General features: G+C 66.5%; 10 protein-coding genes. 6 read left to right on the plus strand and 4 right to left on the minus strand.

The window, feature by feature from the left end:
• Nucleotides 1-62 precede the first annotated feature (62 nt).
• The gene (locus EV648_RS34145; RefSeq protein ID WP_132299238.1) at nucleotides 63-3,512 is read left to right on the plus strand and encodes a S8 family serine peptidase; all 3,450 of its coding nucleotides are present in this window, start codon (nucleotides 63-65) and stop codon (nucleotides 3,510-3,512) included.
• A gap of 113 nt (nucleotides 3,513-3,625) precedes the next feature.
• Here EV648_RS34145 and EV648_RS34150 read toward each other — a convergent pair whose 3' ends face one another.
• A complete protein-coding gene (locus EV648_RS34150; RefSeq protein WP_132299239.1) occupies nucleotides 3,626-4,702 on the minus strand; it encodes a restriction endonuclease in 1,077 nt (358 codons plus the stop codon).
• A gap of 386 nt (nucleotides 4,703-5,088) precedes the next feature.
• Between EV648_RS34150 and EV648_RS34155 the strand changes: the two genes are divergently transcribed.
• The 3 genes from EV648_RS34155 to EV648_RS34165 all read left to right on the plus strand — a co-directional run bounded on the left by EV648_RS34155 (nucleotide 5,089) and on the right by EV648_RS34165 (nucleotide 7,775).
• Entirely contained in the window at nucleotides 5,089-5,922 is an 834-nt protein-coding gene (locus tag EV648_RS34155; RefSeq protein WP_132299240.1) for a S9 family peptidase, read from the plus strand.
• A 77-nt stretch (nucleotides 5,923-5,999) separates the two neighbouring features.
• Complete coding sequence (locus tag EV648_RS34160) at nucleotides 6,000-6,686, plus strand: DUF429 domain-containing protein (protein WP_158294145.1); 687 nt, start codon at nucleotides 6,000-6,002, stop codon at nucleotides 6,684-6,686.
• Between the two features lie 30 nt (nucleotides 6,687-6,716).
• A complete protein-coding gene (locus EV648_RS34165; protein ID WP_132299242.1) occupies nucleotides 6,717-7,775 on the plus strand; it encodes a hypothetical protein in 1,059 nt (352 codons plus the stop codon).
• Nucleotides 7,776-8,048: 273 nt separating this feature from the next.
• Here the strand turns inward: EV648_RS34165 and EV648_RS34170 are convergent, their stop codons facing one another.
• The 3 genes from EV648_RS34170 to EV648_RS34180 form a co-directional block, all read right to left on the minus strand.
• Nucleotides 8,049-9,449, minus strand: a complete 1,401-nt coding sequence (locus EV648_RS34170; RefSeq protein WP_199234967.1) for a hypothetical protein — start codon at nucleotides 9,447-9,449, stop codon at nucleotides 8,049-8,051.
• A 193-nt stretch (nucleotides 9,450-9,642) separates the two neighbouring features.
• On the minus strand, nucleotides 9,643-10,350 hold the full coding sequence (locus EV648_RS34175) for a DUF4386 family protein (protein ID WP_132299243.1): 708 nt from the start codon (nucleotides 10,348-10,350) through the stop codon (nucleotides 9,643-9,645).
• Complete coding sequence (locus EV648_RS34180) at nucleotides 10,347-10,700, minus strand: hypothetical protein (RefSeq protein ID WP_132299244.1); 354 nt, start codon at nucleotides 10,698-10,700, stop codon at nucleotides 10,347-10,349. Before EV648_RS34180 ends, EV648_RS34175 begins: the two co-directional genes overlap by 4 nt.
• A 171-nt stretch (nucleotides 10,701-10,871) precedes the next feature.
• Here EV648_RS34180 and EV648_RS34185 point away from each other — a divergent pair, with 171 nt between their 5' ends.
• Both EV648_RS34185 and EV648_RS34190 read left to right on the plus strand, forming a co-directional pair.
• Nucleotides 10,872-12,938: a histidine kinase gene (locus EV648_RS34185; protein ID WP_132299245.1), complete on the plus strand. Its 2,067-nt coding sequence runs from the start codon at nucleotides 10,872-10,874 to the stop codon at nucleotides 12,936-12,938.
• Nucleotides 12,935-13,594, plus strand: a complete 660-nt coding sequence (locus tag EV648_RS34190) for a response regulator transcription factor (protein WP_132299246.1) — start codon at nucleotides 12,935-12,937, stop codon at nucleotides 13,592-13,594. Before EV648_RS34185 ends, EV648_RS34190 begins: the two co-directional genes overlap by 4 nt.
• Nucleotides 13,595-13,951: the final 357 nt, after the last annotated feature.

Raw genomic sequence — 13,951 nt, forward strand, 5'->3', positions numbered from 1 at the left:
GACCCGGACCCGGCCACCAGCCGCGGCCCGTCATTGCCGCACGCCCGGCTCGAGGAGAACACATGTCACTGCCCGTCCACCGCCGATGGTGGGTGGCCGCGTCCCTGCTGCTACCCGGAACCCTGGCGCTGTCCCCCGCCGCGGCCGCGCCCCCGATGGGTACGTCAATGGCCACTTCGATGGGTACGTCGATGCGCGGGGTGGCCGAGGTCGGGCAGCCGCAGCCCGGCAAGATCGACCGCTCGCTGCTCGATAAGGCCAAGACGAGCCGCTCCAGCGACGGCCGGATCGAGGCAGCCGTCGTCCTCGGTGCACAGCCCGCCCCCACGGCCGCGCCCGAGCAGATGCCGGCGGAGCTCGAGAAGCAGGCGAAGGACCTGCAGAACCCGGTGATCGACACCGTCCAGGCGCACGGCGACGAGGTCGTCAGCACGTTCTGGCTGAAGAACATGGTGCTGGTCCGCGCGAAGCCCGAGACCCTCGACGCCCTCAGCGGCATCGCGCTGGTCGATCGCATCATCCCCAACTTCGAGTTCAAGGCTCCGGAGGAGAAGCCGGTCAAGGCGGCCAAGGCCGCGGCGGAGACGTCGACCTGGGGTCTGGCCAAGATCGGCGCCGACAAGGTCCAGTCCGAGCGCGGCCTGAACGGCGACGGCGTCCGGGTCGCCATCCTCGACACCGGTATCGACGTCACCCACCCGGACCTGGCCGGCAAGCTGGTCAGCGCGGACGCCTCGAACCCGGAGTACCCCGGCGGCTGGATGGAGTTCGGTACCGGCGGTGAGCCGGTGCACTCGCAGCCCCACGACAGCAGCTACCACGGCACCCACGTGGCAGGCACCATTGCCGGCGGCAACGCGTCCGGCACGCAGGTCGGCGTCGCCCCCGGTGCCGAACTGATGGGTGGCCTGGTGATCCCGAACGGCTCCGGCTCCCTCGCCCAGGTGATCGCCGGCATGGAGTGGGCCATCGCGCCGTACGACGCCGACGGCAAGCCCGCCGGTGAGCCCGCGGATGTGGTCAGCATGTCGCTCGGCGCGGAGGGCTTCGAGGACGAGATGATCGAGCCGGTCCGCAACATCTACCGCGCCGGCGTCTTCCCCTCCTTTGCCATCGGCAACGAATGCCTCGAGGGCGGGTCCTCCAGCCCCGGCAACATCTACGAGTCGGTCGCGGTCGGAGCCACCGACGTGAACGACGATGTCCCGGACTGGTCCTGCGGCGGCACCGTACGCCGTACCGACTGGGTCGACGCTCCGGCCGAGTGGCCTGAGTCCTTCGTCGTACCGGACATCTCCGCCCCCGGCGTAGACGTCTTCTCGACCCTTCCAGGCGGCAACTACGGCGACCTCAGCGGAACCTCCATGGCAACCCCACACGTCTCCGGCACCGTCGCCCTGATGCTGCAGGCACGGCCTGAGCTCACAGTCGACGAGGCCCTCGACATCCTCATCGGTACTGCGTTCGCCGACACGCGGTACGGACAGGTCCCGAATGACCGGGTCGGCCGTGGCCGGATCAACGCCCTCGCCGCGGTCACCGAGGCTGGGCTGAAGAGCGGGGTCCGGGGAGTCGTCACCGACGACAAGTCGCGCAAGCCGCTGACCGGAGTCACGGTCACCCTGCCGACCGGACGCAAGGTCGTCACCGACTCGACCGGGCACTTCGAACTTCGACTTGCCGCTGGCAACTACCGCCTCGACCTGTCCCGGTTCGGCTACAAGAGCATCTTCACATCCGCAGAGGTCCGCTCCGACCGCCTGACCGATGTACGGGTCTCGCTCGATCGCACGCGCTGGGGCACGATCTCGGGCAAGGTGGTCTACGGCCCGACCGGTACGACGGTGCCGGGCGCGACCGTCGAGGTACAGAACGTGCCGGACAAGTTGTCCGCGACGACTTCTCGCGACGGGCGATACACGATTCGCGACGTTCCCGAGGGCTCGTACCAGGTGGTCGCCAACGCTCCGGGGATCTCGCGGACCCCGCCGGCCACGGTCGCAGTACGGACTCACGGCCGGGCGGATCTCGCGCTGCCCAAGCCGTTCCCGACCGAGCGGGTGTCGACCTCGGTCGCCGGCCTGCAGGGCAATTCCGACATCTGGTGGCCCGAGCTCAACGACGACGGCAGCGTGGTCGCCTACGCCACCGCCTCCTCGAACCAGATCCCGAACGACACCAACAACGATCTCGACATCTTCGTGACCGACCGCAAGACCGGCGCGGTCGAGCGGGTCTCGATCTCGTCGTCGGGCGAGCAGGGCAACAGCTTCTCCCTCTCCCCCACGCTGAACGCCGACGGCCGGTACGTCGGCTTCAACAGCGGTGCGTCGAACCTGGTGCCCGGGGACACCAACGGCCAGGCGGATTCGTTCGTCCACGACCGGACGACCGGCAAGACCGAACTGATCTCCGTCGGGCTCAACGGCGAACCGGCGGACAACATGTCGTCGCCGCCGTCGTTCACCGCGGACGGCCGGTACGTCGTCTTCAACAGCGACGCGACCAACCTGGTCCCGGGTGACACCAACGGTCAGACCGACATCTTCCTGCGTGACCGCCAGACCGGCGTTACTAAGCTGCTATCGGTCGCGCTGGACGGTGCCAACGGCAACGGTGGCTCACGAGAGCAGTCGATCAGCGCGGACGGCCGGTACGTCACCTTCGTCAGCGACGCGACCAACCTCGTCACCGACGACGTCGCGGATCAGCGGGACATGTTCGTCCGTGACCTGCAGACGGGTACCACCCAACGGATCGCCGGGTCGCGGCCTGGCGAGAACTCCTCGCCGGTATTGAGCGCCGACGGCCGGAAGGTTGCCTTCGCCAACATGAGTGCACCCGACTGGAACATGCACCTGTACGTCTACGACCTGCAGACCGGAACCACCGAACTGGCGTCGGCCTCAGGCTCTGGGGAGGCCGGCAACAACTGGTCGTTCGCCGCCTCGATCAGCGCCGACGGCAACAAGGTCGCGTTCTACAGTGACGCGACGAACCTCGTGGCCGGCGACACCAACGCCAAGCCGGACATCTTCGTCCGCGACCTGGCCGCCCACACCACGACGCTGGTCTCCAGCGGCCCGCAGCAGGTCCAGGGAGACGGCCGATCCGAGCTCCCGATGATCAGTGGCAACGGACGCTACGTGTCCTTCCAGAGCACCTCCGGCAACCTGGTCGGCGGCGACACCAACCACCGCTCGGACATCTTCGTCCACGACCTGATCGCCGGCCCGGCGCCCCGCTGGGCCCTGACCGACCTCTCGTTCAGCCCGTCGACGGTCCGGCCCGGCAAGTCGACCCAGGTCACCGCCTGGCTGAAGAACGTCGGCGAAGCGACCGGCTCGTACGACGCAGTACTGAAGGTCAACGGCTCGGTTGCCCAACGGCAGACCGTGCGGTTGAAGACCGCCCAGGACACCAGGCTCAGCTTCACCGTCCGCCCGACCGCCGTGGGCAGCCACACGATCACCCTCGGCCCCCTCACCGGCACCCTGACGGTCAAACGCTGACCCCTGAAACCGTTGCGTCCGAAGAACCGAGGGCCCTGAACCCAGGTTCTTCGGACGCAACTTGGTCCTGTCAACAGAATGCAACTGAACGGACGGATGCAGACCGGCCCGACTCAAGCATCCGAGTCCTCGTCGAGAACCCATGCCTTCTTGAGTGGAATCAACGATCTCGACGCATCGGGCAGGCGCTCATACGCGGCAAACAGATGGTCGAGAACTTCCTCGGAATCCCACACCCGGATGGTGAGACGGTCTGTGCGGATGGCGGTCTGAACTTGCTTGTTCAGGCCACCCCAAGCAACAAGGAGTCCCTGATCCGCCTTGTTCGACGCCATCGCACCCTGCAACCCGCGGACGACCGGCGCTCCGATCTGACCCGCTTCAGACTTGACCTCGACGATGAGGGTCGGTGAGTCCAGGCCGAGCGGGCCACGACCAGCGATGATGTCGACGCCGAAGTCTGGTCCCTCAGGCGATACATCACACGTGTAGCCCTCCGTCCGGAGGATGTCAGCAATCAGGTGGGTCAGCTTGTGCCCACCGAAGTTTTCGATGAGATGAGTGCGGACCCGGTCGCGGATGGCCTGCAACGTCGGGGCGCTGGTCGGATCCGTCACGTCGGCGACCTGCACGGCTTGCTCGGCTCCCACAGAACCATTCGGATGGCTGATCGGGCCTGCTGCCAGAACTGCAGAACCGGGGTCGACGCCCGTTTCCATGACCGCACGCAGCCGCGCCTCCGCGTTGTTCTTCGTCGCACGGAAGATCGTCATTGCGCCGTTGACTGTGTTCAGTAGATCGTCCTTCAGAGCACCACGTGAGACGTCCACGTTTGCCCAATTCACCCCGATCGTGTGGCGACGGGTCGGATCCGGCTCGTCGGCACGGTACTGGTAGCCGGAGACACAAATGCCGATGGCGATGCGCTTGCGAGTCTTCATCGGCATCACGACGACATCGCCGGGAACAATCGACGTACGGAGCGCAAGCATCTGGCCGGTGTAGTTTGCGAGCCTGCCAGGATGCGAGTCAGCCGGGAACGACGAGCCGACCAGGGACGCGATGGCCTCCCTGTTCGTATGCGCAGCCAGATCCGGAACTTCGTGGAAACCGCCACCAGCGAATGAGTGGTCGAGCGCCCACGGCTCGCGCTCGCCGTGTAGGCCGCCCCGTACGATCCATGCGGTCATCCGTAGTTTCTCCTGACATGTCCCTATGACTGAGGCGCGCAGTCAGCCGTGCAGCTACGGCAGGTGCGAGCGAACTATCAAAGCATGGCCAGCGGCTATTCAATGGCGGAACCGGACGTCAGTTGACCGTGGACGGCAGTATTGGGGGTATGGGCGGGCACCGCAGGTTGTCAGTTGCTGGGTTACTAGCGCTGTGTCTAGCGACTGTGGCCGCGTGTTCCCCGGACGACGCCTCCGCTCCGGAGCCGACTCCCTCGGCCTCGTCGTCACCGCTCAGCCCTTCGCCGGATACTTCTGTACCGGCCACTTCTGCGCCGGCGACGCCTCGGCCGTCCGCGACACCAACGCCCGCTTCGCCTGTGAACCCCGTGTCGCTGCAGGCGTTGATGACTAAGAAATACAACGGCTCCAACCTCCGCCTCGGCCGGGTGCTCGCCCGCAACGAGGCGTACACGCGGTACTTCGTCACCTACACCAGCGGCACGTTGACGATCTCCGGCATCCTGAACGTCCCGCGCACCCCCGGCCGGCATCCCGGACTGGTGCTCAACCACGGCCACATCGATCTCGGCATCTACACGAACGGCCGCGGCCTGATGCGCGAGCAGGACTACCTCGCCCGCCGCGGGTACGTAGTACTGCACACCGATTACCGCAATCACGCACAGTCGTCGAAGGACCCGCGCTCCGAGGTCAACCTCCGCCTTGGCTACACCGAGGACGCCATCAACGCAGTACTCGCGCTGAAGGCTTCGCCGTACGTCGACCCGCAGCGCGTCGGCATGTTCGGCCGATCAATGGGCGGCGGTGTCACCTACAACGTCCTCGTGGCCCAACCAGGCCTGGTGAAAGCGGCCATCGTGTACGCCCCGGTCAGCTCCGACACAGCCGACAACTTCAACCGCTGGACCCGCCAGGACGGCGCGGACGCCACCGCCATCCTCCGCACCCACGGCGAACCAGCCCGCAACCCGACCTTCTGGCGCAACGTCTCCCCCGTGAACTTCTTCGACCGAGTCACCGAACCGGTCCAGATCCACCACGGCACAGCCGACTCCACCTGCCCCCCATCCTGGTCCAGAGACACCCTCGCCGCCCTGAAATCAGCCGGCAAGAACGCCACCCTCCTCACCTACCCCGGCGAAGAACACGCCTTCGCCGCCGCCTGGCCCCTCTCCATGACCAGATCGGTCGCCTTCCTCAAACAGAACGGCGTCTAGGGCCTCTGGCTCATCCCGGCCAGTGACAGCCCGCTCGATCGTGCGACAGAATGCAGCGAACTGTTGATCGGGGGGTTATGACGCGAGTGCTCGGTGTCGACGCCTGCAAAGCCGGCTGGGTAGGTGTGCTGCTGGACGACGATCGCCTTGATGTCCGGGTCGCAGCGACCATCGATGCGCTGGTCGCACACGCTGAATTGAGCGGTCCACTCGCAACCGTGGCGATAGACATGCCCATCGGACTGCCGGACAAGGGGCCACGCAGGGCCGACCTGCTTGCGCGGGCGGCGATCGGTCCATTGACATCGTCTGTATTCACAACACCCGTCAGAGCTGCCCTGTTGGCGGCTACTCATCCCGAGGCGGTCGAGGTCAACCGCGATCACGCCGGACAAGGACTTTCCGTTCAGGCCTACGGCCTACGGGTGAAGCTGTTCGAGATCGACAAATGGGTGCGCCAAGCCACCATGCAGGTTGTCGAAGTCCATCCTGAGGTCAGCTTCGCCTTCTTGGCCGGCAGACCACTGACGGTCCGAAAGTCGACCTGGGCCGGCGTGGAGCGAAGGCGAGCGTTGCTGCAGGACGCAGGAATCCACCTCACCGGAGAACTGGGTCTGTCGGGGCTTGCAGTCGGCGTCGACGACGTACTAGACGCCGGCGCGGCCGCTTGGTCCGCACGCCGCGTTGCGGCCGGCGAAGCCACCTCGCTGCCCAACCCTCCTGAGACATTCGCAGACGGCTGGCCAAGTGCGATCTGGGCCTGAACGCGACGAGGTCAATCCACGGAAGGAACCATGGCGCTTTACGAAGTGACGGACGATGGCCTGGCCGAACGCGCACCGGGTGCGTTCTCCGCACTCGGGATGTACGAACGCGCGGATCTGCAGCGCCTGATCGCGGCTGATCCGAAGGTACTGGGCGAGGATCTGCTGGTCATCGCAGAGGAGTTCGGCGGTTGGGAGGACGCGAACCGACGGATCGACATCCTCGCTCTCGACCGCGACGGCCGCCTGGTGGTGATCGAGCTCAAGCGGACCGATTCCGGTGGGCACATGGAACTCCAGGCGCTGCGATACGCGGCGATGGTCTCCTCCATGAGTATCGACGAGGCAGCCGCCGCCTACGCGAAGTACTGGGCCGACAAGCGACCGAACGACGAGATCGACGCTCGCGCCGAGATTGCCACCTTCCTGGAGGTCGACGGGTCGGGCGATCCGGACCTGTCCACCGATGTACGGATCATGCTCGTATCGGCTGGATTCGGACGCGAGATCACCACTGCGGTTCTCTGGCTGAACCGTTTCGAGGGCATGGACATTCGCTGCATCCGGCTGGTGCCCTACGAGCTGGACGGACGGGTGTTGATCGATATCCAGCAACTCATCCCGCTGCCGGAGGCGGGCGACTACCAGGTCCGGTTGCAGCGCAAGGACACGGCACGGGAGCGGGCCGCACGCTCAGACGGTCGGGATTTCAGCCGCTACCACGTGATTGTCGATGGTGTGGAGCTGCCGGACCAGAACAAGCGCAATGCGATGTTGCTGATGGTCAAGAAGCTGGTTGAACGCGGAGCACCGCTGGCGGAGATCAAATCACTGATGAAACCCCGGCAACTGAAAGTGCTACCTGGGGTTACCACCGACCCCGAAGAGGTCCGTCGGCTCCTTGCTGAGCAGGAGCCGACCCTCGATCTACCTCGATACTTCACCGACGACCCACTGGTCGATACGTCCGAGGCGAGGACCTACGTACTGATCCGGATGTGGGGTCTCAACACTGAACAGACTCTGTCGCGCCTGGCCAGCATGTTTCCCGCCACCAAGGTCACATTTCGAGTCGCGGACTCCGACTGAAACAGCGCGGCGGTAGGGCTTCGCTGGTGCTATGGCGTACATGGCGCGGAAGTCGAGTACCGCGGCCAGCCGGGCCGTATTCTGCGTGTCCAGGTCGGACAACTTGACGCTGCCAGGCGTCGATTCGTCCGGCGAAAACACCTCGGACAGGTCCTTTCCCTCCGGACCACCTCGACGTGTCGCCGGACGAATCGGGCGGTTAAGCGGCTCTTCGCAGAGACTCACTGGTCCAGTGCAACCGGAGAGGCCACGTGGCTGACGGTCGGCGCCCACTCAGTCTTCCTCGTCGCGTTTCTCGTCCCTGCGCCGACGGAGCGCTCGATCGGTGATCCGGTTGGAGAGCTTGCCTGTCGCCGATTTGGCCCGGTCGAGGGTCTCGTCGCCGAGGCGTCTGGCGGCATCGACGCCGTCTGCCCCTGTCTCGAGCGCCTTGTCCCTCACCTCCGTGGCCGCTTCCGTCCATCGTCTCGCCTCTAATGACTGTCGGCCGCGCTCGATCCCGAGCCGCCCGTGGAAGTCAACGACGGCGTTCGCGACATGGTTGCTCGAATGCACCACATCCCGAGAGGTGGTCGGGTGCAGCAGCACCTTTGTGTTGGCCGTGCCGGCGGCCGTGTCCATGCGGGCCATCAGGCGCTCGGTGCTCCGTGAGATGAGTTCCAACCTGTTGTTACGGGCAACCCGGAGTGCGAGGCGATGCCGGTCCAGCTCCTCCGGAGACGCATCCAGCACCCGATCGAGTTCGAGCACGGCCATCGCGTCCTGCAGTTGGAAGCATCGAGCCAGAACGGCGAGCCATTCCTGAACCTTGGACTCCGCTTCCTTGGACGTCTTGGCGAGCTCACCGATCTTGGACTCGCGCTCCATCTTCTCCGCGACCGCGTCGAGTTGACGCAACACGTACGCCTGAGTTCGTGCGATCGTCATCGTGGTGCCCTGCACCTTCGACCACGTGACCTCGGAGACCCGGCCCACCTGCTCCCGGATGGTCATGGCCTCGTCGATCACGAAGTCCACGCCGATCATGTCCGCCAACACAGCGTCCTTCTGGGCGCGGAGCACGTCGTCGACCTTCTCGTCGATCGTGGCGAGATAGTCGGTGATCTCATCCATGGTCTGCTGCATCGCGAGCTGCGCCATGATCCCGGCAGCACCAGCCAAAACCGCCGGATTGGCCAGAAGCGTTCCGGGCCCCTTCACGATTTCGACGAATCCTTTGATCTTGCCGCGATCCGTCAACACAGCACGGCCGACGCCCGGGCTCGAACCTTTCATCAGGCTGAACTTGTTGAGAGCCTCGGCGGACTCCTTGGTCAGCTTCACCCAGCGACCTGAGTTGGCTGCAATCTCGGAACCGGCCTGTGCGGCTCCAGCCCCGGTACTGAGGACAGATCCGAGCCGTTGCAGTCCGAGGTCCTTCGACGGCAGTCCCTCAGAGACGAGGAAGCGTTCGACGGCCGTCGGATTCCCGATGACCGCCAGCCCATCGCCGTCACTGATCAGCTGAATCTCGTTATCCATCGTCGGCTCCTGAAGTGTGGGCAGGGAACGTGGCTCTGCGCAGTTGAGGGTGGTGGAGTCGAGGTGCGCAGCGGTCTGGGGCTGGGCGTCGAGGATCTTCCACGATGGGGACCCTACGCTCACCGTCCGACGGAAGACCTTGACGTGGCCCACGCTACCTTCGGTGCCCTGACCTCACGGAGTTCTGCCGCCTCGACGAGCTCGACCTGGAAGCCACTGGCCAACGGCTCGAGCACCTCCGCGGCTCCGCCCTCATGTTCCGCAACCCGACGAACTACATCGCCAGATCGCTGCTCGGAGCCGGAGGCTTCAAACCCCAACCACACCCCCAAATGCGATGAGCCGGTTAAGCCCCCACGGGCAGGGCCGGCGGCAGGTCCCACTCGTCGTCGGCCAGGTGAAGGATCGCCCACCCCGCCGCGGCGAACCCGACTGCCTGGAGTCCCCAGCCGACCAGGTCGAGCGTGTGATTCGGCACGACCACCGCGGCCATAAAGTGGATCGGCTGCGACACGATCACCGCGATCGCCGCCCACCGAGCAACCACTCGTGCCCGCCACATCGCCACGCCGATCAAGATCGTCCCCAGCACATGCCCGAGCACGAAGAACGCGGCAGCCACCTCGCCCGACGGGTGCATGGCCTCGGCCAGCCGGGTGATCTGGTCAGCGTTCACCCCTGCCTGGGCTCCGGACCACACGATCTGGTCCTCCGCGGCGAGCCACCCGAGCGAGAGATACCCGGGTACCAGCAGGAACAGCGCGATCACCGTCAGCCTCGGAGCCCGCCGCCTGGTCAGCCGCCCCACCGCGAACGCGGCCGGTACGAGCGTCAGAACCGCGATGAACCCGAGCCACAGCACCGCCGACATCCGACCCTGCGCGCCTATCGTCTTCGCGGTGATCGTCGCCGCATCGTCGGTGGTGTCATAGGGCAAGACATACCGCAGTACTGCGACCGCGGCCGGCCCGATCGGCAACACGATCGCCGCGAGCCACCTGCTCGCGGGGCGGACGTCAGCCACGTTCGCAGTACGGGTCGCTGTCGTGGTCATCGCGCACCTACCAGCTCGCGCGCGGGCACCAGCAGCAACGCAGTACCGATCACAGAGAGCGCGATCGTGACGCCGGCAGCAACCATCGCCGCGGCCGGTACGTCGCCTGCGAAGAAGGCCGGTACCGCGCTCAGGCCCGACAGCAACCTCAGCACGATGAGCGGTACTACGGCCCGCCGGGCACCGCGCCAGGCGAGCACCACCAGGACGAGGCTGATCAGCCCGAGAGCCGAACCGATCAGCGCGACAGACATCGGCGGGTGCTCACCATCGGTCAGCAGCGGCCCGGCCAAATCACCCACCGACAGCACCCCGAACACGATCAGGCCGGCGCGAAACGTACGAGACATCAGAACCTCCCCTTGAACTGCGGCCCCTCGTCTGAGGCCTCGCAACCAACGTCGAGCCTGGGCGAACCCTGGCGCCTGGGTGGGCGTTCACCGGTCGGCGGGAGGTCGCCCGGCCGGATCGGGAATGCGTTCCCGGGACGCCGGGACACTTCCGGGGGCACACTGATGCACATGACGGGAGGACCAGGCGCGGCAGCGGGTCGAACGACCGATCGCGGCCTGCCCGGTGTACGTGAGCGCGGGGTCCGGCGGGGGCTGGCGGCCGGGCTCGGTACGTTCGCCGTCATCGAGGTCGTCGTGGGGCTCGTGCTGGCCGTGGTGGTCGGCTGGTCGTTCGACACCGCGCTGGACAGCTTCTTCGTCACCAATGGGCTGATGGGATTGACGTTCGCCGTCTGCGGCGCGGTGATCGCGTGGCACCGCCCGTCGAACCCGATCGGCTGGCTGTTCGTGGCCGACGGCATCGGTCACGCCACCACCGCCGTCGGCGCCCCTCTTCTGCAGGCCCTGTACGACGGGTCGGCGCCGGTGGAACTCCAACGGCTGGTCGCGACCGTGATCATGTGGTCCTGGCCGTGGTCGATCGCCCTGTTCCTGCCTCTGGCGTTGCTGTTGTTCCCCGACGGACGGCTGGTATCGCCTCGCTGGCGGTGGGTGGCGATCGCGATCGTGGTCACCGCGCCACTGTTCGCTGTGGAGATGGGCGGCGACGCCGAACCGCTCTTCGACGGCGGGCCCAGGGGTTATCTGTTATTGCCTTCGTATGACAGCCTCCAACCGTTGTGGACGGCAACCGAGATCCGTGGGCTGCTCGTCTACGGTCTGGCGATCGCGAGCCTGATCGTCCGCTATCGGCGCGCCCCCGAGACCGGCCGCCGCCAACTCCTTTGGTTGCTCCTTGCAACCATTGTGATGCTGGCGTTCATGATTCCGTGGGCGTTGGTGACCGGTACTCCGATCTTCGTGCTGCTGGCGATTCCGCTGATCCCGGTGGCGGTCGCTGTCGCGATCGTGCGCCAGCAACTGCTCGACATCCGTCTGGTGGTCTCCCGCGCACTCACCTGGGCGCTCCTCTCCCTCGTTGCCGTCGGCGCATACGTCGCTCTGGTCGCCCTGACCGACTCCTTCATCTCGTCCCGCTTCGGCCGCTCAGCCTTCGTCACGGTGCTCGTGGCGCTACTGATCGCGCCCGTTCTGCCTAGGTTGCAGCGAATGGTCGACCGAGCCATGTACGGCGACCGCCGCGACCCCGCACGAGTGGTGACCTTGATCGGCGAGGAACTCGCAGCCGGCGCCACCGGAGGCATGCCAGGCGTCGTCGCAGCCATCCGCTCCGCCCTCCGCCTCCCGTACGCCGCCATCATCACCTCCCCATCGCAGAGTATCCTCGCGTCCTCAGGACTCCCCAGCACCGTCGTCGCGGTCGAACTCTCCTACGGCGGCACCACAGTCGGCTCCCTCCTCGTCGGCCTCCGCCCTGGCGAATCCGCCTTGTCCACAGCCGACCGCAACGTCCTCAACCTCCTCGCCGTCCCGCTGGCCGTCGCCGTACACGCAACTCAGCTATCCGCTGATCTCCAAGCCTCCCGAGAGAACCTCGTCGCCGCGCGCGAGGAGGAACGCCGCCGCCTCCGCCGCGACCTCCACGACGGCCTCGGCCCTACCCTGACCGGCGTCGCCTTCACCGCGGACGCCGCCGCGAACCTGATCCCGGTCGACGCCGAGCGCGCCTCGGAACTCCTCAGCACCTTGCGAACGGACACCCGTACCGCGATCGCCGACGTACGCCGTCTCGTCGACGACCTCCGCCCACGCGCCCTCGACGAACTCGGTCTGGTCGAAGCCCTCCGCCAACGAGCCGACCAACTCTCCTGGCGAGCCGACGGCGCTTCTGTCTCCGTCAACGTCTCGGCAGACGCCCTACCTGCTTTGCCCGCCGCCGTGGAGGTTGCCGCGTACCGCATCGCCACAGAGGCGCTGACGAACGTAGTGCGCCACTCCCGCGCAACGACCGCGGTTCTCTCAGTCCGCTACACCACCTGCCTGGAAGTCGAGATCACCGACAACGGCTCCCCCACCTCCCCTTGGCTCCCCGGCGTGGGCCTCACCGCCATGCGAGAACGCACCTCCGAACTAGGCGGTCACTTGGTTGCCGGCCCCACCCCCACCGGCGGCCTGGTCAAGGCAACCTTCCCCACCGTTGCCACGCCCACCGCCCCCACGGCGGTGACGCAATGACCCAGTCCGCGCCCGAAGTGATCCGAGTAGTTCTGGCTGACGACCATCCTGTAGTCCGCGCCGGCCTGGCCGCCCTTCTCGCCTCGCTCCCCGGTATCGAGGTAGTCGGCGTCGCCTCCACCGGCCGAGAAGCCATCCGCGAGGTCGTGACCACCCACCCCGACGTCGCAGTACTGGACCTCCAGATGCCCGACCTAGACGGCTTCGCCGCAACTCGCGAACTCGCTCGTACTGCGCCCGCGGTAGCCGTCCTGGTCCTCACCATGTTCGAAGACGACGACTCAGTCTTCGCCGCCATGCGCGCCGGCGCCCGCGGCTACCTCGTCAAAGGCGCTGAACAGGAGGAGATCGCCCGAGCCATCCGCGCAGTAGCCGCCGGCGAAGCAATCTTCGGCCCCGGCGTAGCCCGCCGAGTCCTCTCCTTCTTCTCCACACCCCCGCCCACCGCCGACCCATTCCCGGAACTGACCACCCGAGAACGAGAAATCCTCAACCTCCTGGCCGCAGGCCTCTCCAACGCCGCGATCGGAGAACGCCTCTCCCTAGCCTCCAAGACAGTCGCCAACAACGTCTCCAGCATCTTCACGAAACTCAACGTCGCCGACCGCTCCACCGCCATAATCCAAGCCCGCAACGCCGGCCTCGGAAGCCCGTAGGACTTCTGCCTGCTTCAGGCGAGTGCCGAGCGGCCAGCAGGCGGCGGAGGATGATGACGGCGGCGGGACCGTTGACCAGGGCCGGCGCCCCCGCGGCATGCTCGCCGGTGAGCAACGACCAGGCAGCCCACACAGCGGCGTTGGCCAGGATGATCCAGTAGGTGCAGGCGGACACGCCGTCGAGTCGCTCTTCGCGGATCGTGCGCGCGGCCTGTGGAATACAGAGCAGGCAGGACAGGGCGGCACCGCACCACGCCAGCAGCTCGACGACCACGGTGTCACCTCCTCCGCCCGACTCGATGGATCGAAGGTAGGACCGTCGCATTCCGTCGGGGTTCCTCGCGGCTTCCTCGACAG

This window comes from Kribbella sp. VKM Ac-2568, from assembly GCF_004345365.1.
Lineage (GTDB): Bacteria > Actinomycetota > Actinomycetes > Propionibacteriales > Kribbellaceae > Kribbella > Kribbella orskensis.

What these genes read in the sequence shown, in the direction of transcription:
- EV648_RS34145 (WP_132299238.1), top strand. Translation starts at nt 63, where the DNA reads ATGTCACTGCCCGTCCACCGCCGATGGTGGGTGGCCGCGTCCCTGCTG.
- EV648_RS34150 (WP_132299239.1), bottom strand. Translation starts at nt 4,702, where the DNA reads ATGACCGCATGGATCGTACGGGGCGGCCTACACGGCGAGCGCGAGCCG.
- EV648_RS34155 (WP_132299240.1), top strand. Translation starts at nt 5,089, where the DNA reads ATGACTAAGAAATACAACGGCTCCAACCTCCGCCTCGGCCGGGTGCTC.
- EV648_RS34160 (WP_158294145.1), top strand. Translation starts at nt 6,000, where the DNA reads ATGACGCGAGTGCTCGGTGTCGACGCCTGCAAAGCCGGCTGGGTAGGT.
- EV648_RS34165 (WP_132299242.1), top strand. Translation starts at nt 6,717, where the DNA reads ATGGCGCTTTACGAAGTGACGGACGATGGCCTGGCCGAACGCGCACCG.
- EV648_RS34175 (WP_132299243.1), bottom strand. Translation starts at nt 10,350, where the DNA reads ATGACCACGACAGCGACCCGTACTGCGAACGTGGCTGACGTCCGCCCC.
- EV648_RS34180 (WP_132299244.1), bottom strand. Translation starts at nt 10,700, where the DNA reads ATGTCTCGTACGTTTCGCGCCGGCCTGATCGTGTTCGGGGTGCTGTCG.
- EV648_RS34185 (WP_132299245.1), top strand. Translation starts at nt 10,872, where the DNA reads ATGACGGGAGGACCAGGCGCGGCAGCGGGTCGAACGACCGATCGCGGC.
- EV648_RS34190 (WP_132299246.1), top strand. Translation starts at nt 12,935, where the DNA reads ATGACCCAGTCCGCGCCCGAAGTGATCCGAGTAGTTCTGGCTGACGAC.